20 protein-coding genes are annotated in these 24,951 nt (G+C 38.4%); 9 read left to right on the top strand and 11 right to left on the bottom strand.

Annotated features, from left to right (window positions below):
• Nucleotides 1-54: 54 nt before the first annotated feature.
• From ACZSMY_RS13135 to ACZSMY_RS13125, 3 genes are all read right to left on the bottom strand, one after another.
• The gene (locus ACZSMY_RS13135) at nt 55-930 is read right to left on the bottom strand and encodes a shikimate dehydrogenase (RefSeq protein ID WP_289584691.1); all 876 of its coding nucleotides are present in this window, start codon (nt 928-930) and stop codon (nt 55-57) included.
• A gap of 168 nt (nt 931-1,098) precedes the next feature.
• Entirely contained in the window at nt 1,099-1,863 is a 765-nt protein-coding gene (aroD, locus tag ACZSMY_RS13130) for a type I 3-dehydroquinate dehydratase (protein ID WP_465147870.1), read from the bottom strand.
• Nucleotides 1,864-1,899: 36 nt separating this feature from the next.
• Nucleotides 1,900-3,930 carry an oxidoreductase gene (locus tag ACZSMY_RS13125; protein ID WP_465147869.1) on the bottom strand — a complete coding sequence of 677 codons (2,031 nt, stop codon included), beginning with the start codon at nt 3,928-3,930 and terminating at the stop codon, nt 1,900-1,902.
• A 216-nt stretch (nt 3,931-4,146) separates the two neighbouring features.
• Here ACZSMY_RS13125 and ACZSMY_RS13120 point away from each other — a divergent pair, with 216 nt between their 5' ends.
• Nucleotides 4,147-5,061, top strand: a complete 915-nt coding sequence (locus tag ACZSMY_RS13120; RefSeq protein ID WP_042531299.1) for a LysR family transcriptional regulator — start codon at nt 4,147-4,149, stop codon at nt 5,059-5,061.
• Nucleotides 5,062-5,133: 72 nt separating this feature from the next.
• On the opposite strand, the gene ACZSMY_RS13115 is transcribed toward ACZSMY_RS13120, so the two are convergent.
• The 3 genes from ACZSMY_RS13115 to ACZSMY_RS13105 all read right to left on the bottom strand — a co-directional run bounded on the left by ACZSMY_RS13115 (nt 5,134) and on the right by ACZSMY_RS13105 (nt 7,351).
• Nucleotides 5,134-5,670 carry a CueP family metal-binding protein gene (locus ACZSMY_RS13115; protein WP_042531297.1) on the bottom strand — a complete coding sequence of 179 codons (537 nt, stop codon included), beginning with the start codon at nt 5,668-5,670 and terminating at the stop codon, nt 5,134-5,136.
• A 403-nt stretch (nt 5,671-6,073) separates the two neighbouring features.
• Nucleotides 6,074-6,568, bottom strand: coding sequence for a phosphoribosylanthranilate isomerase (locus ACZSMY_RS13110; RefSeq protein ID WP_465147868.1), 495 nt, complete (start codon nt 6,566-6,568; stop codon nt 6,074-6,076).
• 30 nt (nt 6,569-6,598) lie between these two features.
• The gene (locus ACZSMY_RS13105) at nt 6,599-7,351 is read right to left on the bottom strand and encodes an HAD-IIB family hydrolase (RefSeq protein ID WP_042531295.1); all 753 of its coding nucleotides are present in this window, start codon (nt 7,349-7,351) and stop codon (nt 6,599-6,601) included.
• A gap of 74 nt (nt 7,352-7,425) precedes the next feature.
• Here ACZSMY_RS13105 and ACZSMY_RS13100 point away from each other — a divergent pair, with 74 nt between their 5' ends.
• On the top strand, nt 7,426-8,091 hold the full coding sequence (locus tag ACZSMY_RS13100) for a Crp/Fnr family transcriptional regulator (RefSeq protein ID WP_193062601.1): 666 nt from the start codon (nt 7,426-7,428) through the stop codon (nt 8,089-8,091).
• A 214-nt stretch (nt 8,092-8,305) separates the two neighbouring features.
• On the opposite strand, the gene ACZSMY_RS13095 is transcribed toward ACZSMY_RS13100, so the two are convergent.
• The 3 genes from ACZSMY_RS13095 to ACZSMY_RS13085 form a co-directional block, all read right to left on the bottom strand.
• A complete protein-coding gene (locus ACZSMY_RS13095) occupies nt 8,306-9,595 on the bottom strand; it encodes a GntP family permease (RefSeq protein ID WP_042531291.1) in 1,290 nt (429 codons plus the stop codon).
• A gap of 152 nt (nt 9,596-9,747) precedes the next feature.
• Nucleotides 9,748-11,256, bottom strand: a complete 1,509-nt coding sequence (locus ACZSMY_RS13090) for a CoA-acylating methylmalonate-semialdehyde dehydrogenase (protein WP_289584685.1) — start codon at nt 11,254-11,256, stop codon at nt 9,748-9,750.
• 65 nt (nt 11,257-11,321) lie between these two features.
• Nucleotides 11,322-12,218 carry an NAD(P)-dependent oxidoreductase gene (locus tag ACZSMY_RS13085; RefSeq protein ID WP_465147867.1) on the bottom strand — a complete coding sequence of 299 codons (897 nt, stop codon included), beginning with the start codon at nt 12,216-12,218 and terminating at the stop codon, nt 11,322-11,324.
• A gap of 240 nt (nt 12,219-12,458) precedes the next feature.
• Between ACZSMY_RS13085 and ACZSMY_RS13080 the strand changes: the two genes are divergently transcribed.
• Entirely contained in the window at nt 12,459-13,064 is a 606-nt protein-coding gene (locus ACZSMY_RS13080; RefSeq protein ID WP_042531286.1) for a TetR/AcrR family transcriptional regulator, read from the top strand.
• A gap of 525 nt (nt 13,065-13,589) precedes the next feature.
• Nucleotides 13,590-14,390, top strand: coding sequence for a YwqG family protein (locus tag ACZSMY_RS13075; protein WP_465147866.1), 801 nt, complete (start codon nt 13,590-13,592; stop codon nt 14,388-14,390).
• A gap of 101 nt (nt 14,391-14,491) precedes the next feature.
• Here the strand turns inward: ACZSMY_RS13075 and ACZSMY_RS13070 are convergent, their stop codons facing one another.
• The gene (locus tag ACZSMY_RS13070; protein WP_465147865.1) at nt 14,492-16,696 is read right to left on the bottom strand and encodes a Z1 domain-containing protein; all 2,205 of its coding nucleotides are present in this window, start codon (nt 16,694-16,696) and stop codon (nt 14,492-14,494) included.
• A 426-nt stretch (nt 16,697-17,122) separates the two neighbouring features.
• Here ACZSMY_RS13070 and ACZSMY_RS13065 point away from each other — a divergent pair, with 426 nt between their 5' ends.
• The 5 genes from ACZSMY_RS13065 to ACZSMY_RS13045 all read left to right on the top strand — a co-directional run bounded on the left by ACZSMY_RS13065 (nt 17,123) and on the right by ACZSMY_RS13045 (nt 23,331).
• Nucleotides 17,123-18,448, top strand: coding sequence for a tetratricopeptide repeat protein (locus ACZSMY_RS13065; protein WP_455725349.1), 1,326 nt, complete (start codon nt 17,123-17,125; stop codon nt 18,446-18,448).
• Between the two features lie 281 nt (nt 18,449-18,729).
• Nucleotides 18,730-19,419, top strand: a complete 690-nt coding sequence (locus ACZSMY_RS13060) for a GntR family transcriptional regulator (protein WP_256705571.1) — start codon at nt 18,730-18,732, stop codon at nt 19,417-19,419.
• A gap of 149 nt (nt 19,420-19,568) precedes the next feature.
• On the top strand, nt 19,569-20,645 hold the full coding sequence (locus ACZSMY_RS13055; protein WP_193062588.1) for a tartrate dehydrogenase: 1,077 nt from the start codon (nt 19,569-19,571) through the stop codon (nt 20,643-20,645).
• Nucleotides 20,646-20,874: 229 nt separating this feature from the next.
• Entirely contained in the window at nt 20,875-22,002 is a 1,128-nt protein-coding gene (locus ACZSMY_RS13050; RefSeq protein ID WP_368901306.1) for a glycerate kinase, read from the top strand.
• Nucleotides 22,003-22,056: 54 nt separating this feature from the next.
• Nucleotides 22,057-23,331 carry an SLC13 family permease gene (locus tag ACZSMY_RS13045; RefSeq protein WP_193062585.1) on the top strand — a complete coding sequence of 425 codons (1,275 nt, stop codon included), beginning with the start codon at nt 22,057-22,059 and terminating at the stop codon, nt 23,329-23,331.
• Nucleotides 23,332-23,544: 213 nt separating this feature from the next.
• Here the strand turns inward: ACZSMY_RS13045 and ACZSMY_RS13040 are convergent, their stop codons facing one another.
• Entirely contained in the window at nt 23,545-24,927 is a 1,383-nt protein-coding gene (locus ACZSMY_RS13040) for a sodium/glutamate symporter (protein WP_042531272.1), read from the bottom strand.
• Nucleotides 24,928-24,951 lie beyond the last annotated feature (24 nt).

The raw sequence follows: 24,951 nt of genomic DNA, 5'->3' as shown, positions 1-24,951 counted from the left end.
ATAGGATTAATACGGCATTTCGATGACTTACCCTTCCAAATCAGTACAGCGTAATCAAAACATCTGATTTTTCACATATTCCACCGGCATTTCCTGACCTGTCCACAATTCGAATGCGGCAGCGCCCTGCCAAAGCATCATCCCAAGACCATTGATTGCCTGGCAGCCAACGGTCTCTGCCATCTCCAACAGCTTTGTTTTTCTAGGGATATAGACCACATCGGAAACAATCAATTCCGGACGCAGCCAAGAAGGGTCGGGAACTAAGGCTTGCCCTTCAAGCGGTTTCATTCCAACACCTGTTGCATTTGTTAAAATATCGCTTGCTGCAATTTCTTCTTTCAACGTTTTTTTATCTTCTAACCGATACACATTTGCTATACAGTCCCCTTCCATTTTTTCATTGATAATCACCGTATTATTTTCCGCCCGGTTAAAATATTCATCGTCTCGATTAAAAATGGAAATTTCTTTTACTCCTTCCAGAGCTGCCTGGATAGCAATTGCCGTTGCCGCCCCACCGGCTCCCAAAAGGGTGATTTTCTTTCCTTTTACATCGATATGATTTTCTTTCAAGCTGCGAAAATAGCCGATCCCATCTGTGTTATAACCTATTAATTTGCCATTATCATTTAATACGGTATTCACAGCACCAGCAAAACGCGCTCCATCTGTTAATTCATCCAGTAATGGAAGTATTTTTGTTTTGTTCGGCATGGAAACATTAAATCCACGCAGGTTTAAGGCCCGGAACCCGGTGACAACATCCTCCAGCTGCTTGTTATCTACCTCAAATGCCATATAGACATAATTTAGTCCCAGTTCCCGAAATGACATATTATGCATTGCCGGAGATAAAGAATGTCCAATAGGTGTTGCTGTCAGTCCAATCAATTTTGTTCTTCCGTCGATTCTGCCTTGATCTGTCATGTTAATTCCCTCCTGAATTTTTGATAACATACCATTGATTTTTTCTATTTTACCTATACACTACACTCTAATGCCCCACTACATTTGTGAAATATTTCACATGAATAACTGCAATAATCCCATTTTTTTATTAGGAAGCATCTTATCCTGGTTAACTGGGTTTTTATTTTATAAACTCTGATGCAGCAGATGCAACGTCTGTTTTAATTCCGCCGCTGCAACCTGTCCGGGCGCTGATGCTTTATTTGCCGCACCAAATGTTAATGCAGAGCCAAATACTTCCCCAGCGAGACGGCTAATAACGCCCTGTCCTGCCATCGACATTGTAATAATCGGCCTGTCAGCAAATTTCTCCTTCATTTCTCTCGTAGCATCCAATAATGTCAGTACGTCTGCCGTTGTTTCCGGCATAACAGCAATCTTCGGTAAATCGCCGTCCAGCTCTTGAGCCCGGCAAAGTCTGGTTATGATTTCTTTCTTATCTGGCGTCTTGTTAAAATCATGGTTTGATATGATAACAAATACACCATGTTCATGCGCGGTTTCGATGATTTGTTTTACATCTTCGGGTTGATTGAAAAGTTCGACATCAACGATATCAACCTGCCCTGTTGCGGATATTTCACGGTTCAGTTGTAAATAATAATTAACAGAAACCTCTTTTTCTCCTCCTTCATTGAAGCTGCGGAAAGTAAATATCAGAGGCATCTCCGGAAGCACCTTGCGTATCTCCGTAAGGGCTTCTTTTACTTTTTCGATATCCTCAACCTGTTCAAAAAAATCAACACGCCATTCGACTACATCACATTCCAGGCTTTTTAGAAAATCTGCTTCTTCTATCAACTGGTCAACCGTTTTGCCAACCATCGGGATGCAAATCTTTGGCATCCCTTCACCGATACGAATATTTTTTACTTCCACGGCTTTGATCATTTTTTCTCCTCCTTGGGATGAATAATTAGGAATCCTTTAAAAAGGAATCGCTTCTTTCTTCTCTGGTTCTTCAAAGGCACCTATTTTCTCTAATGTTGTAAGAATATTTCTTCCTTCACGTGTGCCGTCCATAATTTTTCTGGCGCCCCAGCTGTCTCCGATATTTACGACTTCCACATGATTTGCCTGGAAATATTGCTGTAATTCTGGAACTTCTTTATTTTCAGGACGCATTCCCAGACAGATAAATCCATAATCAAATGCCATTTGTTCTTCTTCGTCTTGATGTTTGATTTGGAAAGAATTATCTTCTACTTTCGTCAAAGCTGTTTCGGTTCGAACATCGACCTCATAATCCTTCAGCATGGTCATCATTGAAATTTTTGTAATATGGTCTAAGCCTGCGCCAACTGCCGGCATCATTTCTATCATGCTGACATCGCTGCCTCGTTTGCTGAAGAATTCCACCACATCCAGACCGACAGCACCGCCGCCAACTACAGCGATTTTCTTTCCTTCTAAATGCTGTGCTTCAAATTCATCAATCTGCTGAAGCAGTTTAGCAATAGAATAAATACTGCTGTTTTCCTTATCAATACGATCATGGAGACCTTCAATCGGCGGCAACAACGGCTTAGACCCTGTAGCATTAACAATAATATCGGGGTTTAGGCTTTCCACTAACGCAATGGTTGCTCTTGAATTTGTTAAAATTGTCAAATTATCTAATTGCTCTGCTCTTTTTTCCAGATATACAGGAAAATCTAAAATCCGCTTCTTATCAGGAAGCTTCGAAATCTCTCTGGCTAAACCGCCTAGTTCTGCTTTTTCTTCGATAAGAAATGTCTTACATCCCACTTCCGCTGCTGTACATGCTGCTTCCAGCCCCGTTGTTCCGCCGCCAATCACAACAACCGTTACGTCCTTCTTCACTTTTCTATCCTTATACGCATCGCCGCCAAATAAATCCGAGTTCACCGTACATCTTATTGGACGGTTCAGAGCGATACGATGACCGGCACAGCCGATATTACATGAAATACATTTTCGAAGCATATCTTCCTGGCTATCTCTTACTTTATTGACCCAGTTCGGATCTGCAATCAAGCCGCGTCCCATTCCAATTAAATCTGCATCGCCTTCTGCCAGAATTTTTTCTGCTGTCAGCGGCTGACGGACATTTCCTGTTGTAATCGTCGTTTTATGGAATTTTTCCCGCACTGCTTTTGCCATATAAGAACGCCAGCCATCCGCTAAATTCATTTCGTCGATTTGATATTGGATGGTATCATTTACTGCAGCTGATACGTTAAAGATATCTACTTCATCATCTAAATATTCCAGGATATGCAGGATATCTTCTAATGTATTGCCGCCCTCTACAAATTCATCGGCACTTACCCGGAGACTGATTGGAAAATGCGGACCGACCTCCTGACGAATACGGTCGATGACCATCCGCGGGAATCGTGCTCTATTTTCATAGCTTCCTCCAAATTCATCGGTCCGTTTATTATAGATTGGTGATAAGAATTGATTCAGAAGATAGGAATGTCCGGCATGGATTTCAATTGCATCAAATCCGGCAGCAACCACACGTTTAGCTGATTTACCATAGTCTTCAACAATTTCAAGGATTTCTTCTTTTTCCAACGGTCTTGGAACAGCCCCTCCCGCTTTCGAAGGAACATTGGAAGCAGATACCGGCTGATGTCCAATTCTTTCCGGCACAGCAGATGCTCCTGCATGATTGATTTGAATAGCTGCTTGTGTCCCGTGTTTATGCAGCTTTTCTGTTAATTTATATAACCTGGGAATAAATTGGTCATGGTCAATACGAAGCTGTGTTGTTCCGTTCGATCCCATTGGAAAAGATACACAAGCATTTTCGACTATAATTAATCCAGTCCCTCCCTTTGCTCTCTGCTCATAATACGTTATATGCTCGTCGTTCATCGATCCGTCTACTTCGGCGAAATTTGTTCCCATCGGCGGCATAATGATTCGGTTCGGTATCGTCATCCTTCTGACAGTTAACGGTTGAAAAATATGTTCATATACACTCATTATAATACCTCCATTTTATTATTTTGTGAAATATTTCACAAGTTGTTTTAAAAATTTTTTACCTTGCCTTTTGTTCCTTGATTTCCTTTACACCTTTATTATATTAGATACTAATTCATAAATCTAATAGGTTTTTTCGACAAATCAATAGATTTTATCTATGAATCATAGCATAATAAATATATAGAACGCTCCGAAACGAATGGAGGAATGAAAATGAATTTGAAACAGCTTCACTATTTCAGAGAACTGGCGCACAGTGAACACCTTACCAACACAGCGAATAAGCTTTCCATTTCTCAGCCGACATTAAGTTACGCCATTACAGAGCTGGAAAAGTATCTTGGTGTCTATTTATTTGAAAAGCAAGGCAGAAATATTCGTTTAACAAAATACGGTCATTTTTTTCTTGAATATGTAGAAAGGTCACTGGCTGAACTGGAAAGAGGAGAAAAAAAGCTGCGTGAACTGACAAGTCCGTCTCATGGAGTCATTGATCTGGCGTTTATTTATACGCTGGGGCCTTATTTCATTCCAGAATTGATTAAGAACTTCTCGGAACAAGGTGCCTATAAAAATATCTCTTTTTCTTTTTATCAGGGAACCACCAAAAATATAATTCAAAATCTAAAAGAAAATATGTACGATATTGCCTTCTGTTCGATGAAATACAATGAGCCTGACATTGAATTTACACCCGTTGCAGAGCAGGAGCTTGTATTAATTGTTGCAGAAAATCATCCTTTAGCAGGCAGAGAAAGTATTGATTTAGAGGAGACAGCCAGCTATCCCTATGTTTATTTCAACCAAAACAGCGGGCTGCGTCCCATCGTTGATGAATTATTTCATAAAGTAAATTTAACTCCTGAAATTATTTGTGAAGTGGAAGAAGATAATGCCATGGCCGGGCTGGTCGCAGCCAATTATGGAATTGCCGTGATTCCGAATATTGGGGCGCTTTCTCATTTTCCGGTTAAAGTCATTAACATAAAAAAACCTGTTTATCACCGGTTTATCTATATGGCTGCCAGAAAAAACGATTATCTATCCCCGGCAACCAGCGCATTTCGCAGCTTTGTCATCAGCTATTGTCAAAAACATTATTTAAAAACAAAAAATAAAGTAGAATAACCTGCAAACTCATTTTGCCTTGGCATCAAAACAGGCTGCCTGGATACTCCAGACAGCCTTCATCTCAATAACTTATATTAATTGCATCGTTGTGATACAGGTGAAATCATCCTGAAATGTACTGATTTCTGATGTTACTTCTTTTCCATCCTGTTTGATTTCCACCGTATAGGTTTCATCTCGAGGAAGCCATAGATCAATAAAGCCATTTTCTTCTGTCTGCATGGGTTCATCTATAACCACATCGCCCGCTGCGTTTTCAATATAAACCTCGAATTCTTCCTGAACCATTTCTCCCTGACACCCTGTTAAACTATGAATTTCACAAGGATGCGTCTGCTGTTCAAAGGGAGCTATCGAAACAAAAAATTCATCCTCCGGCAAATCATATACTGCTTCCTCCTCTCCCTCATCATTTGTTACAATCAGCTGCTCGGAAGTAATCGATGCATTCTCGTCAACAATTTCTTCTGTACTATAATGATGGACTAATTCCTTGATATCCCCGGTTTCGTCCAGTGTATTTTCTTCGGGGTTATCCTCTTCTCCACTGCAGGCAGTTAATAAAACCAACAATCCAAACAAGACCAGGATTATTTTTTTCTTCATGAAATTCACGCTCCAAATAGGATTTCTTGTCTTGTATTATACGGGACGGCGATGCTTTTTCCTATATTCACATGATAACTGACACAATATAGTTAACTTTATAGGAAGAGGAAGGGCTATTATGAACAGAACGTTCATAAATGTATGTAAAAGTGTTTAAAGATACACATCTCCTAATCTTTCCATTTTTATATTTATAGCGTATTCTTAAAATATAAATGAATATACGTCCGGTGCTGGTACACCGAACGGTTTTTACAATAGACTACTTCATCATAATGAGTAGCGCTGAGTTATTGAATAATCCCTCAAACGCCCGCTAAAGCATACGAGGGATTATTTTTTGTGGCCCTAGAATATAGTTAGGGATAGAGCTATATTTTAATAGAAACAGCAATCCTCTTCAAATCAAGTCACGCAGATAAGCTATTTTCTTTTTATCTTTCTGGTTATTTTTGTTCGCACGATAGCTGTCCTTAAAGGAAGCCTCATACACTTTCAAATATTGCTCAGATGTTAAAAGATAATACGTCGCATCTCCTTGCTGATGGAGTTCTAATTCCTCAAGCGATATCCCCGCAAAGTCCGGCAATGTGTCCATAATACCGAACCCAACAGCCAGCCCATCCTTTTCAAATTCATGCTCATGCAGATCAACAAAGCTGTATCCCAGAGATAGCATGGCCTTCATAATGTCGTCCCAATCATAGATAGCTTGTTCTGGCGGAATCTCCCATCCTCTTTTATCACCGGGAACGTGTATATCCAGGTCCTGCGCCTCCCAGTTTTCCCCTGTAAATATTTCTAAACCTACAGACCCCATTAATAGAGGAGTAATTTCTTTCTGATTAAGCTGTTTTACAATGGTTAAAAAAATAGAAAACTTTTCATTTTGCATTTACACATCTCCCTTTATTCAGAGACTTAGTTAACTATATACTCCTTGCATTTCTTGATTCCCATACATATGCAATGCTTTGGTTATCATTGCTGCTACCTTTTCCTTCTCTACCGATATAGATGCATATTGTTCCACTTCATGTTCACCAACACAAACACTGTACAAAGCATTTTCGAACAAGCATTGATCATTACTGTCATTTCCAAATGCAATAAACTCCTGAACCTGCAAGCTATGTAACCCTCTTACTTTATTAATTCCAAGCGGGCTGATATCTATCGCATTTTCCCCTTTATAATAGGTTATATTTACAGGCAAGTCGGCGAGCTCATCTATCACACGTTGCGGCGGCTGAAACAAAACTAGCTTGCACAGCTTAGACAGGCTTCTTAACTCCCGATTCTGTGCGGAAGCCTGATTAATATTTTTATAAATAGGATGTGTTTCCTCTCCAGTAAATGCATAATCCCAGTCACTATCTGCTAAATAAGTTACCTGATGAGCTTCTACCAAAGTAATCAGTTTTGTAAGCAGACTATCTTGAAAATGGATAACATCCATCTTCTCCCCGTTTGAAGTATATGCTCCATTTCCTCCAACCAGTTTTTCTTGCTGCAAAGATTTCGGCAAGACCGGCAATAAATCACGGATTGGCCTTGCCGATGCGAAAATCACTTGATGCCCTGCTGCCTTTATTTCCTCCAGCGCTTGTATAATGGACGAATCAATTGTTTCCCCATCAAAGCAAACCGTTCCGTCTATATCAAAAACAAAATTCATGTGAATCACCTCTTTTTCAAGTATACTATGGATAAAAAATTACGAAAGGACAGATGTCCCGAGGAGGAAATAACATGGAATTAAACCAATTTACCGTCATTTACAATTATTCCATTTCAAATAACCTGGGAAAGGAAATCCGCATTCGAACGTATAAATCACAAGAATACATATTAACCGCCGGAGAAGAAATCGACGGATTTTATTTTTTAATAAACGGAAGATACTTTGTTTCCAGTCAAGAAATCACGGGTAAGGAACTGCTGCTCCGTTATTGCCAGCCCCCTGCTGTTATGGGAGATATTGAAATTCTGGAAGGCGGTCTGATTCAATCAAATTGCATCGCCGCAGAACCATGTACATTTGTCTTTGTTCCGAAATGGATATATGAAAAAGAGTTAAAGTATGATGCAGTCTTTATGCAAATATTATTAAAAGAGCTGGCCTATAAACTTCGGACATGCACTATTTCATCCAGAGTAAATGCCCTATCCCCTACAAATGTCCGATTGGCTGCTTTTTTGTGTACAATTGCTTCTGATTCAGATTCGAGAGCGTCCTATCTTTTAACAAATAATATGGAAGAAACTGCTGCTTTAATTGGAACCACGAAAAGGCATATCAACCGGATTTTGAAACAATGGACGGATCAAGAAATTGCAGAACGAGAGAAGGATGAAATACGAATTTTGCAATGGGATAAGGTGGAGGAGATTTCTGAGGGGGTTCGGTTTGAATAGGTATATATTGCTGCCATTTTCTTTATATCAAAAATGCGAAATTAAAGTCCCCTCTCATAGCAGCCTTTGCTCATAAAGAAAGATGATAAAAACTTATCCTGCATTTTGAATTATGGGTAGAGTAGTGATTACCCATAGTTCAAAATGCAGGATTCGGAATTAATTACTTGAAAGTCAAGTACTATTCTTCATCAGGCTGAGCTATTTATAAACATTAATAAATACCCACACTTGCTAATAAAATAGCTGGTATAAGCGCTAATATCGGGAAAACAATTGCTACTACTGCAATATCTTTGTATGACTCTTTATGTGTTAGTCCTGTTACAATCAATATCGTTATTACCGCTCCATTGTGTGGCAGCGCATCTAAACCGCCTGAAGCGATGGATGCGATACGGTGAAATGCTTCTGGTGCAATACCAGATGTCGCAGCGATTTCATTATATTTTTGACCTAAAGCTTCCATCGTAATACCTAAGCCTCCAGAAGCTGAACCAGTCGCTCCAGACATCAAATTGGATGCAACAGCCATTGAAATAAGCGGATTTGCCTCAATCCCCAAGATATAATCACTTAATTTTTGGAATCCCGGCACTACTCCTACCACCGTTCCAAACCCAACCGCTGCTGAAGTATTAATCATCGCCATTACCGAATCCGTAGCTCCTTGATTTAATGAAGGAATCAGACCTTTAATTTGGTTTAATGAGAATAAAATAATTAATAAGATACCAACTAATAAACAAACAACAATATCCCAATATAAAATATTAAGCGTAATGATTACTGACACTAGAGGCAGTAAAGACAAAAGAATGTGTGGCGGTTTATCAATTAACTTTCCTTTTGCTTCAGAATCTTTTTCTAATTCATGGAATCCGTAGCCAGCCTTTTTTAAATTCTTTTCTCTTTTCTTTAAATAGAAATAAGCGACTCCGCCCATAACTAATGAAGCAGCAAGTCCCATAACAGGTGCAGCTGCCGCTGTTGTATTAAAATAAGCAGTTGGAATCAAATTCTGAATTTGCGGCGTCCCGGGAAGTGCCGTCATAGCAAATGTCATCATCCCAGTTATAATTGTAGCTGGCATCAGCTTTCTAGGAATATCTGCTTGCCTAAACATACTTACCGCAAGTGGATAGACAGCAAACACAACAACGAACACACTAATACCACCATATGCCAAAACTGCTGAAGCCATAATTACACCAATAATTGCTTGCTTTTCACCAAAAACTTTAATTATACCTTCCGCCACCGACTGGGCCATGCCACTAAATTCCATTAACTTACCGAAGATTGCACCTAACATAAACACAGGAAACCAATTCTTCGTAAAGTCGACAAACCCTTGCATATATGTATTTGTATATGCATCAAGCAAATCCAGCCCACCAAATACCGCCACAACTCCAGCACAAATCGGTGCAATCCAGATAATTGACCACCCGCGATAGGCTAGAACAATTAACAAGACTAAGCCTAATAATATCCCTACCATTTGATCCCCATCCTTTTGTAAGGGTTTACATTTTACTGTTCGTATAAAGTTGATGAAAGTACTAATCTATCTGTCAGGAAACTTAATACAGATTAGAGACTCTGTGCTTTCTTGTTAAAAAGATTAGGGGCCAGTTTTAATGGCCCCTTCAATTAACTGCTAGGAAAATCAAAATTAGTTTCATCCGAGGCGGATTGGTCAAACCATCTTTCGGAGACCGTTTTAGTTTTAGTGAAGAATCGAGCAGTATCTGGACCAAACATTTGCCCTTCCCCAAATCGTGAATCTTTCCACCCTCCAAAATTATGATAACCTACAGGAATTGGAATCGGTACATTTACGCCAACCATTCCCACTTCAATTTCTTGAGTAAATTCACGAGCATCACGGCCACTATTGGTGAATACGGTCACACCATTACCATATTGATGATTATTGATTAACTGTATGGCTTCATCAATTGAATCGACTGCAGTGATTGTACGTACCGGACCAAATACTTCTTCTTTGTATATATTCATATCAGAAGTAACATTATCTAATAACGTAGCATCGAGATAAAATCCTTCCTTGTTCTCCACATCAGGGTTCCTTCCATCTACAACAATATTAGCTCCTTCTTTTACTGCTTCATCAATAGCACTTAAAATGCTTTGTTTTGCTTCGGCGCTTATTACTGCACCAAAGTCAGCTGTCTCATCATCATAAGATCCAGCTTTCAGCTTCTCCACTTTTTCTTTTAGCTTCCCTGTAAATACTTCTGCCGTCTTTCGCCCTACTGGCATCGCTACGGATATGGCCATACAGCGTTGCGATGCTGAACCGTAAGCAGCACCTAGAAAGGAATCGACTGCTTTATCAATATCGGCATCTGGCATAATAACCATATGGTTTTTCCCACCGCCAAAAGCATTGACACGTTTATGGTGCTTCGTACCTGTTTCATAAATAAATTCAGCTACTTTTGTAGACCCTACAAAGCTTATCGCCTGAATATCTTGATGTGTAATAATGGCATTGACCGTATTTTTATCCCCATTTACAACATTCCAAACACCAGCAGGTAAACCAGCCTTTTCCCATAGCTCCGAGAGTAATATAGCAGAGTATGGAACTTTTTCGGATGGTTTTAATATCATTGCATTTCCTACTGCTACCGCCATCACGCTCATTGCAAGCGGTACCATAACTGGGAAATTAAAAGGAGAAATACATGTTACAACGCCAAGCGGCTGTTTCATGGAATAAGCATTTATTTCCCCGCCAACATTAACAGAATATTCCCCTTTAAGTATTTGCGGCGCTCCAATTGCCAGGTCAACTGACTCTATCCCCCTGCTTATCTCTCCTTTTGCATCAGAAATTGTTTTTCCGTTTTCTTTCCCTATTAACTGTGCTAATTCCTCTGTATTTTCAACTAATAATTGACGGAACTTAAAAAGAACTTCAACTCTTTTACCCACAGAAACTTTTGCCCATTTTGCCGCAGCCTTTTTGGCTAATTGTATCGTCTCATCTACTTCTTCATCGGAAGCATAAGGAACAGCAGCTATTTTCTGACCAGTTGACGGGGTGTATACATAACCAAACTTATCATTCTGTCCTTTCACTTTCTCTCCATTGATATAATGTGTTACTGTATCTAACGTTACCGTAGCCATATCATCAATTCCTCCCATTTAGTATTATTTCATAAAATCAATAGTATGTTATTAATTATTAAAAACTACTTAGCAGGTTCAACCTTTTGTTCTGTTAACATGAGATATGCTGTCGACATATCTTTATCTTCGTAACCTTTTATATTAGATTCAAAGTAGTCTACTAACGCTTCACCTAAAGGCAATTTTGTTTCAAATGAATTGGAAACATAATTTGCCAGTCTTAAATCTTTTAATAATAGTTCCGTAGTGAATGCTCCTTTATAATACTCATCTTTAGCTATAAAATTTTTATAGTTTCGTCTAAATACATCACTTTGTCCTGAGCTTACATTTACGATTTCATAAACGATATTATGATCTAACCCTGCTGCATCTGCGATAGATAGAGCTTCTGCAACAGCCTGTGTATGGATACCAGCCATTAAATTATTAATTAATTTAACAACAGTTCCCACTCCATGGTCTTCTCCTACATGAAAGATGTTTTTGCCGATTGCTTTTAGGTATGGTAATGCGAAATCATATGTTTCTTTGTTACCTCCAACCATCACACTTAAGCTGGCTGCTTCTGCGCCAGTTACACTTCCACTTACTGGTGCGCCTAAGTATTGAGTCCCGTTTTGTAAGGCAGCTTTTGCAATCGTTTTATTTAATTCTGGAGAAACTGTGCTTAAGTCAACCAATGTTAATGATGTTTTTCCATTCTCTACAAGACCCTCGTTACCTAAATAAACACTCTCTACAATGGGTGGCGTCGGCAAGCTAGTAAATATAAGATTTACTTCACTTGGCAGTGTGGCGGATGTGAATCCAATATTTCCACCAATTTCAGCGAACCTCTTTTCATTCATTTTGTTTACATCTACTCCATAAACGGTATAACCCGCTTTTAGTAAATTGCTTGCCATTGGAAAACCCATATTCCCTAACCCAATAAAACCAACTTTCTTTGTGTCCATCAAACCCCTCCTTCAAATAATTTTCATGAATGGAAACGCTGTCATTTTACTGTTTGATAATTGTTAAACCTCCATATCTTCTTCTATATTTATATTTCACATACTAAAGTCAAATACCGCGGTCACCGAAATGTATTAACAACATAATAAATGTAAAATTAAAAATAGTCAAGACTTTTCAAAATATTGATTCTACATTTCAAAAATATTATGCTATTCTAAATGAAAGGGGGCTATATTATGACACATATAACAGCAAGAAAGCTAAAAGCCCTAGAGACCAAAAAAGCACTCTTGGAAACTGGGCTAGAACTTTTTGATAAAAAAGGGTTTGATAATGTAACGGTGGATGAAATTGTAAAAACCTGTAATGTATCTAAAGGGGCTTTTTATGTGCATTTCAATAGTAAATATGATATTTTCAATGAAAAATTTAAAGATATTGATAATTTCTATTCGGAATTTCAGAAAGGAATATCAAATGACATTAAAGCAAGTGAAAAAATTCTTATATTTTTTGAAGCCCAAATGATTTATTTACGTGACGAGTTAGGGAAAGATTTAATCAGAACTGTATACATGAATGCAATGTCGCTAACCATTAACAAAAATCATTATTTATCTGACCCAAACAGGAATCTTTATCAAGTAATTAACTCTTTTGTTCAGGAAGGAATTAAGAATAAAGAATTTAAGGAAGGATTAACGACGGAAGAAGTATCTGTATTAATTACGAGGTGTATGCGAGGCACCATCTATGATTGGATTATTTTCGGAGAACAATTTGATATCGTGGAGGAAATGAATAAATTCACCTCTACTGTTCTGGATGGGTTAAAAAGGTAGTAAGTATATCATTTTGGGCGAGGATTTCTTACATTAATAAATTAGGAATTACTTTCCCTGCTCTAATTTGTCTCTAAAATGAAGAACGATTTGGGAGAGATCCCGATAAAATTCACTATGCTATATATATCGGTAAATGCTTAACGATAATTTTGTGTATTACAAATAAAGTGACATACATACTGTTTATAATGTAGTAGACGGCTGATTAAAGAAAAAATATCTGATTTACGAAGTTAGCTTTCCTGATATTCGGAAGATACAGGACGGTTAACTTCTTTTTGGATATGCATGATAATTGCAGTTACCTTTTAAAATGATCTATAATCTCTCTAAAAATATGTCAATATATTCTACTCTAATCACTGAAATCCCCAGTAATATATTTCGCTCATCAACAAGTTTCTCTACTACAACCCTGAGTACCTTCAATATATGAATTATTTGCTCTCATATTTTCTTTGATTATCCTGATTTGCTATAGTAACTACTATACAGAATAAACTGAATTTCAGGAGGTTTATTATGCCAGACAAAACATCATTACAATTACCTGAAGCATTCGAGCAATACCGCTCTCTCATTCAAGACACACTGATACCAATTGTAAAGGTTTCTACTACGGAGCGTAAAACTTCATTATTCGAAAGCAAATTTGCAGGTGACCCTTACTTCCCTGCTTCTATGGAATACCCTAAAAATGAAGAGGGAATTCCTCTAAAACTATTGGCGCAAATTAATTTTGAAAACGTTCCTGTTCATTTACCGCATTTTCCCCATAAAGGGATTTTGCAATTTTATATTGATGGCAATGATGATTTGCTGGGAGTAGATTTTGATGATGGACAAAATCAATCTGGGTTTCGAGTAATCTATCATGAAAAAGTAATTCAGGATGAATCCCAATTAATCCAAGACTTTTCTTTTGTAAAAATGCCAGATGATGAGCTGTTTTTCCCTGTCGAGCAGGAAATGGGATTAACTTTTGAGACAGACTTGGAAGCTCTCACAGGAGGCGATTATCGCAGTGATGAAATGTATGCAGCTATATTCGATGAAATAAACCATGATGAAAAGCTAGAGGAAGCATTCTTCCAGCTATTTAACGGGACAGGCCATAAGCTTGGCGGCTATCCCTTCTTTACGCAGGAAGACCCGCGCGCCTATGGAGATTATCAAGATGCAGATATATTGCTGCTGCAAATAGACAGTGCCGACGAAAAGATTGTATGGGGGGATTCCGGTGTCGGGAATTTCTTTATCTCTGAAGAGGATTTGAAAAACAAAGATTTTAGTAAAGTACTTTTTAATTGGGATTGTTATTAAAATATTGCCTGTGCTGTTTTATATTTTGAACAGCACAGGATATTTTATACCCAATCTACTAAACATAAAATATACTCACCTTGCTATTTTTTCCCTTCTTTTTACCTCTCCTTAACCCCTCTCCCGGCAAACACCGTTGTTTTCGTCTCCTCCGGTGTAACCAGCACCGGCCAATAAAAAGCTCCACCGCGCCACCCCTGCTCCTCTGCACCATTTTGTCTTATCAAGATCAGTGATGGAATAATTCGCGCTAAGTTTCGTGCTATTTTCAGTTCATCCTGTTTGGTATCCGGTGCATCTTCAAACCTGCCAGTGCTTTTTCGAATACGCGCCATATTACGGTTCTGACGCAAAACGACCCAGACATGCCCTTTTCGATTCGTGTCCGTGTCCTCGGATAAATAATTCATCACAGCACCATACGTTTCTAAATCCCACTCATAGCCCTCTTTGAATACGTAGGTTTGATAAATCATTTCTAATAGCTCTTGGACTTTTTCCTTTTCAACCAAAAAGCAGCGGTCATCTTTGGGATGTATTGCTTTTGCTGTCTGCTTCATTGTCGCCACATGCTTATCTATCTTTTTCATTTCCCTCTCCAGGTAGCTTTTCGCAATCGTTTGAAAACCAGATGGCAGCATCCGTTTTCCCGGCTTTAACATCTGTACGCTTGATAATAGAATTTTATTTGGATTGCATGGCAATATCGTATTATCGCTATCCTTTTGAATAAAAGTAACTTCCCCGCTGTTTGCTCCAGATTCAAAAGCCCGGCGCAGCTCTGTATCAAATTCATACATCTGCTCCATAACATCATAAATTCGTCTGGTCGTATAAAAGCGGGTAACTGCCATGTCAGCAAGCGGACGTGCTCCATACATTCGCGAATGCTGTAAGACCGTGTCCTGCTGGAATTTCTGCGGATTTCTTCCATAGTAGAAGCCAATTAAATTTTTTATTGTAATCCCCCGGTCAAGGATTTGCCCGCCGATAAAGAAGTTAAGCGGCGTCCGTAATTTTAGCTCTCCTGATTTATCTAATAAATGATCGACATCCTGCTCTGAGTTTACAATTTCAATTAACAGCTCTTCCTCTATCAAAGCATCACGCACATCGGAAAGCACTTCATCAAAAGCAGGAAAATACATATCCTTCCTTTGTGAGCGCGCAAAATCCTGATAAGCTGTACGAATTAACTGATCAAAGATAGGGTCTTCTTTCTCCATTGCATCGCGGAGCTGTTCTTCCATATGAAGCATGACTTCTTCTTGCCACTGATGCGCTGCTTTTGTCGTGATCGTGTGCATGATAAAAGCATACTTTTCAAGGCGCTCTCCTTCTTTTTGCTGTTGTATATTGCGGATTTTACTGCCGACAATAAAATGAATCAGCGCGCTGCGAATCCCTTCATACCGTTCGCTATGAAGCAGATGGTTCACCTTTACCTTCCGCTTATCACTTTTCCTTAAGATTTCAAGCTCTTCCTCTTGAATTTCATGGTAGAGGTAACTCGCCATGTGCGCCTCTTCCTTAGATTTTTCAAAGTACATTTCCCCGCCGACATATTTATCATGCACCGGCACTAATTCGGTAAACGCCGGCCGCTTCGGCTGAAAGGCTTTATGCTCATGAATATTCATATCATCGGGCTGAAGATATAAGGAATATGGAGTCGCCGTTACCTGCAGATAAGCAGCATTCTCTAATCGAGCGCGAATCTGATCAATTTGTCCGGCAATCACTTTGAGATCAATTATATTTTTATCTTTGACATTGTCATACGCGACAGAAGCAAAATCTGCTTCATCATCAATAAATAACATTTTCCTAGCAGTCAAAACCGGGTACATGTCAAATAGCAGTCTTTCTAAACGCTGTATATTTTTCTTTTCTTTTTTCAGAACAATCACAAGCTTTTTCTTCAATTCAAATTTACGCAGCTTTACGGGTATTTTCATAATATCGTAAATAGCTAATTCATCTTCTTCAATACACCCCGTAAATTCACTCTCCACCCTTTCAAAGGTTTGTTTGACAAGGGCATTCGAATTTTTGGTCAGAATAATCACCACTTCAAAGCCATTATCAAAGCCTAGCCCCATCGATCCGAGAAAGGAGCGTGTTTTCCCTGATTGGATATGTCCTAAAAGCATGCCCGGCTTTTTTGATGTGGTAGAAGTGTCCAATAGCTTTGAAACAGTGTTCTGCATCACCTGTATTTCTTCGGTTTTATAATTATTTTTCTGAATTAATGGGGGGAAGAATGTCCCGTTTGTTTTTAACGATGTTACACCAGCTGTGTGCATATGTACTTCCTTACTTTCTTTAACTATTAAAAAGTGACTTGTTCAGCCACTTTCCGCTTTTTGTTTTATTTAAATGCTTACTTAAATATACCATTTTTAAATAAGGTACTCAAACCTTGCAGAAACCCGGCATCCTGCAGTCAAGGGCATCTTCATGAGATTAAAGAAACTTTCCAGCTTTTGTATTTCTATTTATTCCTGCCTCTTAATTTCGCCCTTTCCTTGCGAGATTCGAAAAGAAAAGCTACAATAAAAAACGGAATATAACAAGATTCAGGCTGGCATTATTATTATGTTCCGCCTATTTAAATAAAACAACAAGCTCCTTCTATCATGAATAGAAGGATTTTATTAGTCTATATAACGACAAGGATAGAGCCAGAAACTTTATCCTTTTTCGACCGTAAATAATGAGGAGTTATCACTATGAGTAAAATAAAGAATGAAAGCTATTATAAGATTCTTGGCACCACTGCTAATATTGGTCAAGCAAGAATCGAAGAAAAATATCTGCAGGCTTTGGAAAAACATCCGCAGGAAACAGACCCAGAAGGCTATGCCAAAGTACAGGAAGCTTTTGAGGTTTTAAGAGATCCTGAGAAAAGAGCAGCTTACGATAATAATCGTAAACACGGCAAGAAAAAAACAGACGCTGCTTCAACCGGGAAGGCTGACCAACAGCATACACCCGAAGAAAATACAAAAGCAGAAGAAGTCAAACCGCTTGATGAAGCAGAACAATTAATTGCTGATGCAAAAAAAGCCATGGACAGTGGAGATAACCAAAAAGCCTTTGAAATCTATAAAAAATTAAATCAGCTCGTACCAGATAGCGGCGAAATTAAATTTAAGCTATTAAAACTAGCTAGTTTTAATGACGATGTTGATGAGATGGAAAAGATATTTTCAGAAATCATCCCACTGACGACAAGCAACGAAGAGTTGCAGGTCATCTATACGTTAAAGGCTGATATCTACCAAGATAATGGCTATCCTGACAAGGCTATCGAAACCTACGAGGATTTATTGGAGAGGTTCCCAGAGCAAACATCCATGTTTGCCCCAGCGCTTGCACATCTTCACACTCAGATAAATCAGTTTGATAAATCCATGCAAGTCATGGAACAATCTCAACCAGCAGAAGATGAAGATACCAAAACAACTACCGCATTCTATCTATCCTGGATTAATATTATCATTACGACAGAAAATTGGTCTATGCTATCTAAAATCATCTCCAAATTTAAAAAGCATCTAAAGCATGTTTCGGAAACGGATGATGTAAAAGAGCTGCAGAATGAACTGATGGAACAATATATGTATTTTCATAAAGCAGCACTATTTCAAGAGGCTGAGATTTACATCGGTTTAGCAGATGCTATTACCCGGAATAATAGTGACATAAAAAAAGCACATAATGAAACCAAAAAGCAGGCACGTTTGCAAAAAGAAATCAGCAGATTGTCTCGTGATATGCATGCTCATGCGCTGCTTTACTACAAAGCATATGAATGGTTCTACACCGGCAAAGTATCTGCTGCAAAAATGATTGCGGTAATGAATGAATTACCTGTCTACCAGAAACAGCAACTGGAAAATGACAACCAAAGCTATGCGGCAGGAATTCTGCAGTTGAAGAAAAAATATCCGCTTATTTATAAATCATTTCAGAATCAATGGGATACTTTATTTGAACAGTTAACTGTCGGACTTAGCCGGGAAGAGAAAAGGAATTTGCGAAAGAAGAAATAATTTATTTAAAAAAGAAATAGCTGACACTTTCACATTTTATTTGGCGAAGGTGCCAGTTTTCTTTTTAATATGAGCACCAGACTTAATCTGTTAGTTATTTCTCCACATAATTAAGCTTATGAGAAATCAATAAAACATTAAAGGAAATTCCGAGAATATACTCTTACTTCTGTTTATTTCAACATCTTTAGTATAATATGAATAGATCACGAAAAACATCTATGCTTCACAAATGCAACTGCCATTTATTTTATCAGATATTTAAGAAGGAGCGGTTTTTTATGGATTTTCCATTACATAAAATAAAAGAAAACATTGATCACATTGAAGATTATAAGTTACCTCAACAAGCTTATTTGATACTTAAATCTGCCGTTCGCGAACTAATTTTATCGCCAGGAAGTATGTTTTTAGAACGTGAAATAACAGCATTTCTAGAAATGAGCAGAACACCCGTAAGAGAAGCATTTGTACGCCTGGAAACGGAAGGTTTAATTCGTTTAGTTCCTCGTAAAGGGTTTGTTGTAGAACCGATACGTCCAGAAGATTTAAAAGAAATTTATAGTGTTATCGTGGCACTTGATGGAATTGCCGCAGAAGCAGCTACTCAGAACGCCTCAGATAAAGATATTCAACAACTGCAAAACATGATTGATGAACAACTAGAGGCATTAGGAAATGAAGATTTAGAACGATGGTCCAAGCTGGATGATTTATTCCACCGCCAAATTTTAGATTTAGCTGATAATCATCGTTTATCAAATACTTATGAAACATTTGATGATCAGTGTCATCGAGCAAGACTCTTTACGATTCACGAAAGGCCCTTACCAAAACAATCCATTCAAGAACACAAAGCTATCATCGCCTGTATGATTGCTAAAAATGAGCAAGCTGCAAAGTATGTTATGCAAGAGCATCGAAACAGATCTCATACCGAAATTTTAAATGTTCTACGCAAGGAAAACTAGCAGACAAGATCTTAAAATCTTATCTGCTAGTTTTTTAATGAATACATTAAAAGGGTTGAATGAACAAAAAATAAATAAATAAAATAAATATTGACTTTAACGTATACGTTGTTTAAGATATAAATAACTTAATAAAGGGAGGAAGCGTTATGACAAAAGCGTTTAAACTTGCAGTAATTCCAGGAGACGGTATCGGAAAAGAAGTAATTGCAGCCGGTATGAAAGTATTAACTTACTTGGAGGAACAATCAGACGGTAAATTTAAATTTGAAAGCGATTACTTCAATTGGGGAAGTGATTATTACTTAGAGCACGGAAGTATGATTCCCAAAAATGGTGTAGAAACTTTGAAAGATTATGATGCCATTTATTTCGGAGCTGTGGGTGATCCTCGCGTACCCGACCATGTCAGCTTATGGGGACTTCGTATAGCAATTTGCCAAGGGCTAGATCAGTGGGCAAATATCAGACCTGTGGAGTTTCTTCCTGGTATCAATCATCGTATCGCTCATCCAGATCCAGAAAGCTTAAATTGGATATTGGTACGTGAAAATTCAGAAGGAGAATACTCTGGAATTGGCGGAAGAAACTTTAGCGCTCGTCCAGATGAAAGAGAAGTAGCCATTCAATCTTCTATTTTTACAGAACATGGCTGTGAACGTATTATCCGTTTTGCGTTTGACCTTGCACGTACTCGAAAAAGAAAGAAGGTAACTAGTGTTACAAAAAGTAATGCACAACAATACGGAATGGTTTTATGGGATGAAGTATTTGAACGTGTCAGCAAAGAATATCCAGACGTAGAAACAGACCAATGGTTAGTAGATGCTATGGCTGCCCAATTTGTACTTAATCCAGATGATTTAGAGGTAGTGGTTGCATCTAACTTATTTGCTGATATTTTATCTGATTTAGGAAGCGCCCTTGCTGGCAGCCTTGGTATTGCTTCTAGCGCTAATTTACAAATCGACAAGCGGTTTCCTAGTATGTTCGAATCTGTCCATGGATCTGCTCCAGACATTGCTGGTAAAGGAGTCGCAAATCCAATTGGCACGATTGCCAGTGCTGCATTAATGCTAGAAGACCTCGGACTGCAGGAAGAAGCCAATAAAGTACATGAGGCTATCCGCCGAACAACTGCACAAGGTATTATCACTCGTGATATTGGGGGAACTAGTAATACAGAAGAAATTACAAATGCAATTATCAAAAATCTAACACTTTAACGCACCCTTTATTTTCACATTTTTCTAATATTTAAAGAAAACTTGGCAAGGCAAACCTGAAAGGCGCGGATTTCCTTAGTTGGGACTGGTACCGCGATTACCAGCCCTACCAAAACCGCGCGCTTATACTTTATTCCTGAAAGTTCTTTATGCTCTTTTAAAGTGCAATGATAAAAGGTACTGAGATAGGCTTATCTGAGTACCTTACTTTTTCATAAGGAGGAGACAAATGAAGATATTAGCTGCTGTAGACTCATTTAAAGGAAGTATCAGTTCTTCAGAAATTAATGGCATTATAGCTAAAGAATTAGAGATTAAAAATTTAGAAGTTATTCAAAAACCTTTAGCTGATGGTGGTGAAGGAACAATTGATGCATTGATTGATTCGGGTGTTGCGAAAAAAATAGATTGTATGGTTATTGGCAGTCTGGGAGAAAAAATACAAAGCTATTATGCTCTGATGAATAATGGCACGGCGGTAATTGAAATTGCTCAAATTTGTGGCTTGCCAATGATTCCTGAAAATAAAAGGAATCCGTTGCATACGACTACATATGGTGTAGGCGAAGCGATTATGCATGCAATAAACCATGGGGCAGATAATGTGGTCATTACGCTTGGCGGAAGTGCTACAAATGATTTGGGAATAGGGATGCTTCAAGCCCTTGGCGTAACAATTACAGACGAATCTGATCAACCTGTTCCTTTGGGAGCTGCTGCTTTAAAAGACATTACACATATAGATTTTTCAACATGCTTTACAGCGATTAAAAATATTACATTATCTGTTATAACAGATGTGCAAAATCCGCTTTTTGGTCAGAATGGCGCTACATTTATTTTCGGCCCGCAAAAAGGAATCACACCAGAAGACGCTGTTGAAATCGAGGAACAAATACAGCGCTTATGTACCATTACCCCTATTTTAGAAAAGTATCAAGATACTCCAGGGGCAGGTGCAGCAGGTGGTTTAGGTGCTGCATGCTTAGCACTTGATGCTCAAATATTTGATGGTGCTGACTGGTTTATGGAAACGCTTCAAGTAAAAGAAGTCATTCATCAAGTGGATGTTGTTATTACAGGGGAAGGAAAATTAGATTCTCAAACATTGTCAGGTAAAGCTCCTATTAGTATTGCAAATTACGCACGCAGCTTAAATAAACCCGTAATTGCTATCGCCGGCAGTATCGACAGTTCTTTATTAACACGTTTTTACGAAAGCGGTATCAACGTTTGCTTATCCGTTATTCCCGGCGTTCAAACACTAGAACAAGCAATGGAGAGGTCACAAGTTCAGAATAATATAAGCTATATATCACAGCAAATAGCCACTTTTCTATCATGGCCAAAAAAGTAGTTTAGCAGTCTTTGTGTTTTAGCTTTTAAACGTTATAACTTTAGGGGGAATAAAATGAGTCCTGAAATAATTACGTTACTATTTTTAATATTTGCTATCATAATGTTCGCTTGGGAAAAAATCCCTTTATCTATTACAGCAATGATAGTTGCTGTGGGATTAATTTTAACAGGAGTATTAGAACCCGGCGAAGCTTTCGATGGGTTCGTCAATACGAATGTCTTATTATTTATCGCCATGTTTATTGTTGGTGGAGCATTTTTTGAGACAGGTATGGCACAAAACTTTGGGAGTATCATAACCAAATTTGCAAAAACGGAGCGGATGTTAATTGCCGTTATCATGGTAATTACTGGCCTTATGTCAGGTCTATTATCAAACACAGGCACAGCAGCTGTATTCATACCTGTTATCATTGGCATAGCAGCTAAATCCGGGTTTTCCAGATCCAGATTACTTCTCCCTCTAATTTTCGCAGCGGCGATGGGAGGAAATTTGAGTCTGATTGGCGCCCCAGGGAATATGATTGCCCAATCAGCTTTACAAGATATAGGTTTATCTTTTGGTTTTTTTGAGTATGCAAAAGTTGGATTACCTATATTAATTATTGGTATCTTATATTTTTGTTTTTTCGGATACCGATTTTTACCAAATAATAAAGAACAAGCATTGAATGAAGACTCCATTTTCAATCAACAAATAGATTATTCAAATGTTCCCAAATGGAAACAATATTTATCTCTTATTGTTCTAATATTAACTGTAGCGGCGATGATTCTCGAAGATGTCATAGGTGTACCGCTGCATGTTTCCGCTTGGACTGGGGCATTAATTTTAGTAGCAACAAGAGTTATCTCAGAAAAAGACGCAATGAAATCGATTGATATGAATACCATCCTTTTATTTGTCGGTTCTTTAGCAATGGCAAAAGCTATTGATGTTACCGGAGCGGGAGCATTAATTGCACATTCTATTGTAGACTTTTTGGGAGATACACCATCACCTTATTTATTATTATTTGTGATTTTAGCACTCTCTGCTGTGATGACAAATTTCATGTCCAACACAGCAACCACTGCTCTATTAGTACCGATAAGTTTATCCATTGCAACTTCTATTGGAGCAGATCCAAGAGCTGTACTGATGGCAACAGTAATCGGAGGCTCTTTAGCATTTGCTACGCCAATTGGCATGCCTGCAAATACAATGGTTTACAGTGTAGGCGGCTATAAATTCATGGATTACGTTAAGGCTGGCTCTCCAATGATTTTAGTCGGCATCATTGTTTCCATGTTATTGCTCCCTATTTTCTTCCCATTTTATCCCTAGGAAACTAGGTTAGAAATTACATTATTTCAATTAGCAGCGTGCTGTCTCATAAGAAAAGTTGAGAGCACCATTATGATAAATGTTTATTTAGCAGAATTGCTTTTAAATTTTATTTTTTAACACGAAATAAAATAGGTATAAGCAATTAAAGAAGAAGACCGGAATCTTTCACGAAGCCAGTCTTCTTCTCTTATTACTCTATTTCAGAACACATCATTCCTCCCTATCCAAAGGAACAGCCGGCCTTTCTCCCAACGGAATCTTCCAATACCACCATTTAAATATCCTCGCAATAACAAAACATGCTATCGAAATAGCTACATAAATACCAACAAACGTCCAATGCTGTCCGGTCATCAGCATAATCGGACCCGCCGACCAGGCAAATAGCTCCAACGGCGTATTTAACGGTCCAACGATCGCAGTATCAGTTAATGTTTTTGACTTATTGTTTGGATCAATAACTCGTAGCAGTGTTAGCCCAATAGCAAAAACACCGGTGGAATAGCCATATACAAAGATAGATCGTTCAAACCAGCTTTCGTAGTTCATACCAGGCCCGATTACGACGAGGGTCAATACAACGACAACCAGTCCTGAAAGCATTAGTAACGTCAACGGCAGCCAGTACTCTCTCACAACCGGAAGCTGAATCGATGCCACGCCAAAAAATACAAGATAATCTGTTGCAGAGCTTCCGATTCTATCTACTATTTTACTGTCTACATATTTATAAATCCCTTTTTTACCTCTTCCCAAAACAAGGTACATCAATAACGCAATAATAAATGCAATCGTAAATGTCGGAAATTCTAAATTCCAGGTCTCTGCAATATAGTTATTTAATAAATATCCTAATCCGGCAGGAACCACCAATAACGCGACATGAAAAGCCAATGGGTCAAGTGCGATAGGCGATACGGTATCCTTCCCCATCGAGGTGCGGTTTTCAGGCTTTACTAATCCTGTTTTTAAATCCTCCGAAATTTCAGAGAAATCCTTTACATATTGCGTATAGCCTTTTCGTGTTGCCCATTTGATAAAAATGAGCCCGCCCAAAATACCAATAAGCATCCCGCCGGTGGCCGCTGTCATGCCTAAATCCGTTGCATTTTCCCAGCCTAGGTTCTCAAAGGTTGTTCCGATTGCTGCAGCTGTTCCATGACCTCCATAGAACCCGGCTGCTAATAGTAATCCAAACCCGTAATTGATCTCTGGAATAAATTTTGAAATAACGATAATGGCAAAAACAATTGGGATAACGATTTGCAGAGCAATCCCCAAAATCTTATAAATCGCATAGGCGCCCATCCGGTTAAGATCCTTTTTCATATTGCCCGGTGAAAAGGAAAAACCATTAATCCCTACTGCCGCAAATACTAATATCGTAATAACGCCCGCATAAGAACCAATATGTTCGGAAAGCGGCAAAATATTTAAAAAACTGGGTCCCAATGCCAGACCCAGAAATCCCGCCAGCAAACTTGCAGGAATAAAACTTCGTTGAATAAATTTCAATTTTGCGCGCAGAAACATTCCTAATAAAATAAGAATACTTGCACACGCAAAATCTACTAATAATGTGTTTATCGTCATCTAGTCTCCCCTTTTCTTGGTTGT

The sequence above is a fragment of the Oceanobacillus sp. B139/18 genome, assembly GCF_055524595.1.
This window is presented reverse-complemented; position numbering and strand designations above follow the sequence as displayed.

Coding starts and splice junctions, on each gene's coding strand:
- ACZSMY_RS13135 (WP_289584691.1), bottom strand. CDS start 930: ATGACAGATCAAGGCAGAATCGACGGAAGAACAAAATTGATTGGACTG.
- aroD (WP_465147870.1), bottom strand. CDS start 1,863: ATGATCAAAGCCGTGGAAGTAAAAAATATTCGTATCGGTGAAGGGATG.
- ACZSMY_RS13125 (WP_465147869.1), bottom strand. CDS start 3,930: ATGAGTGTATATGAACATATTTTTCAACCGTTAACTGTCAGAAGGATG.
- ACZSMY_RS13120 (WP_042531299.1), top strand. CDS start 4,147: ATGAATTTGAAACAGCTTCACTATTTCAGAGAACTGGCGCACAGTGAA.
- ACZSMY_RS13115 (WP_042531297.1), bottom strand. CDS start 5,670: ATGAAGAAAAAAATAATCCTGGTCTTGTTTGGATTGTTGGTTTTATTA.
- ACZSMY_RS13110 (WP_465147868.1), bottom strand. CDS start 6,568: ATGCAAAATGAAAAGTTTTCTATTTTTTTAACCATTGTAAAACAGCTT.
- ACZSMY_RS13105 (WP_042531295.1), bottom strand. CDS start 7,351: ATGAATTTTGTTTTTGATATAGACGGAACGGTTTGCTTTGATGGGGAA.
- ACZSMY_RS13100 (WP_193062601.1), top strand. CDS start 7,426: ATGGAATTAAACCAATTTACCGTCATTTACAATTATTCCATTTCAAAT.
- ACZSMY_RS13095 (WP_042531291.1), bottom strand. CDS start 9,595: ATGGTAGGGATATTATTAGGCTTAGTCTTGTTAATTGTTCTAGCCTAT.
- ACZSMY_RS13090 (WP_289584685.1), bottom strand. CDS start 11,256: ATGGCTACGGTAACGTTAGATACAGTAACACATTATATCAATGGAGAG.
- ACZSMY_RS13085 (WP_465147867.1), bottom strand. CDS start 12,218: ATGGACACAAAGAAAGTTGGTTTTATTGGGTTAGGGAATATGGGTTTT.
- ACZSMY_RS13080 (WP_042531286.1), top strand. CDS start 12,459: ATGACACATATAACAGCAAGAAAGCTAAAAGCCCTAGAGACCAAAAAA.
- ACZSMY_RS13075 (WP_465147866.1), top strand. CDS start 13,590: ATGCCAGACAAAACATCATTACAATTACCTGAAGCATTCGAGCAATAC.
- ACZSMY_RS13070 (WP_465147865.1), bottom strand. CDS start 16,696: ATGCACACAGCTGGTGTAACATCGTTAAAAACAAACGGGACATTCTTC.
- ACZSMY_RS13065 (WP_455725349.1), top strand. CDS start 17,123: ATGAGTAAAATAAAGAATGAAAGCTATTATAAGATTCTTGGCACCACT.
- ACZSMY_RS13060 (WP_256705571.1), top strand. CDS start 18,730: ATGGATTTTCCATTACATAAAATAAAAGAAAACATTGATCACATTGAA.
- ACZSMY_RS13055 (WP_193062588.1), top strand. CDS start 19,569: ATGACAAAAGCGTTTAAACTTGCAGTAATTCCAGGAGACGGTATCGGA.
- ACZSMY_RS13050 (WP_368901306.1), top strand. CDS start 20,875: ATGAAGATATTAGCTGCTGTAGACTCATTTAAAGGAAGTATCAGTTCT.
- ACZSMY_RS13045 (WP_193062585.1), top strand. CDS start 22,057: ATGAGTCCTGAAATAATTACGTTACTATTTTTAATATTTGCTATCATA.
- ACZSMY_RS13040 (WP_042531272.1), bottom strand. CDS start 24,927: ATGACGATAAACACATTATTAGTAGATTTTGCGTGTGCAAGTATTCTT.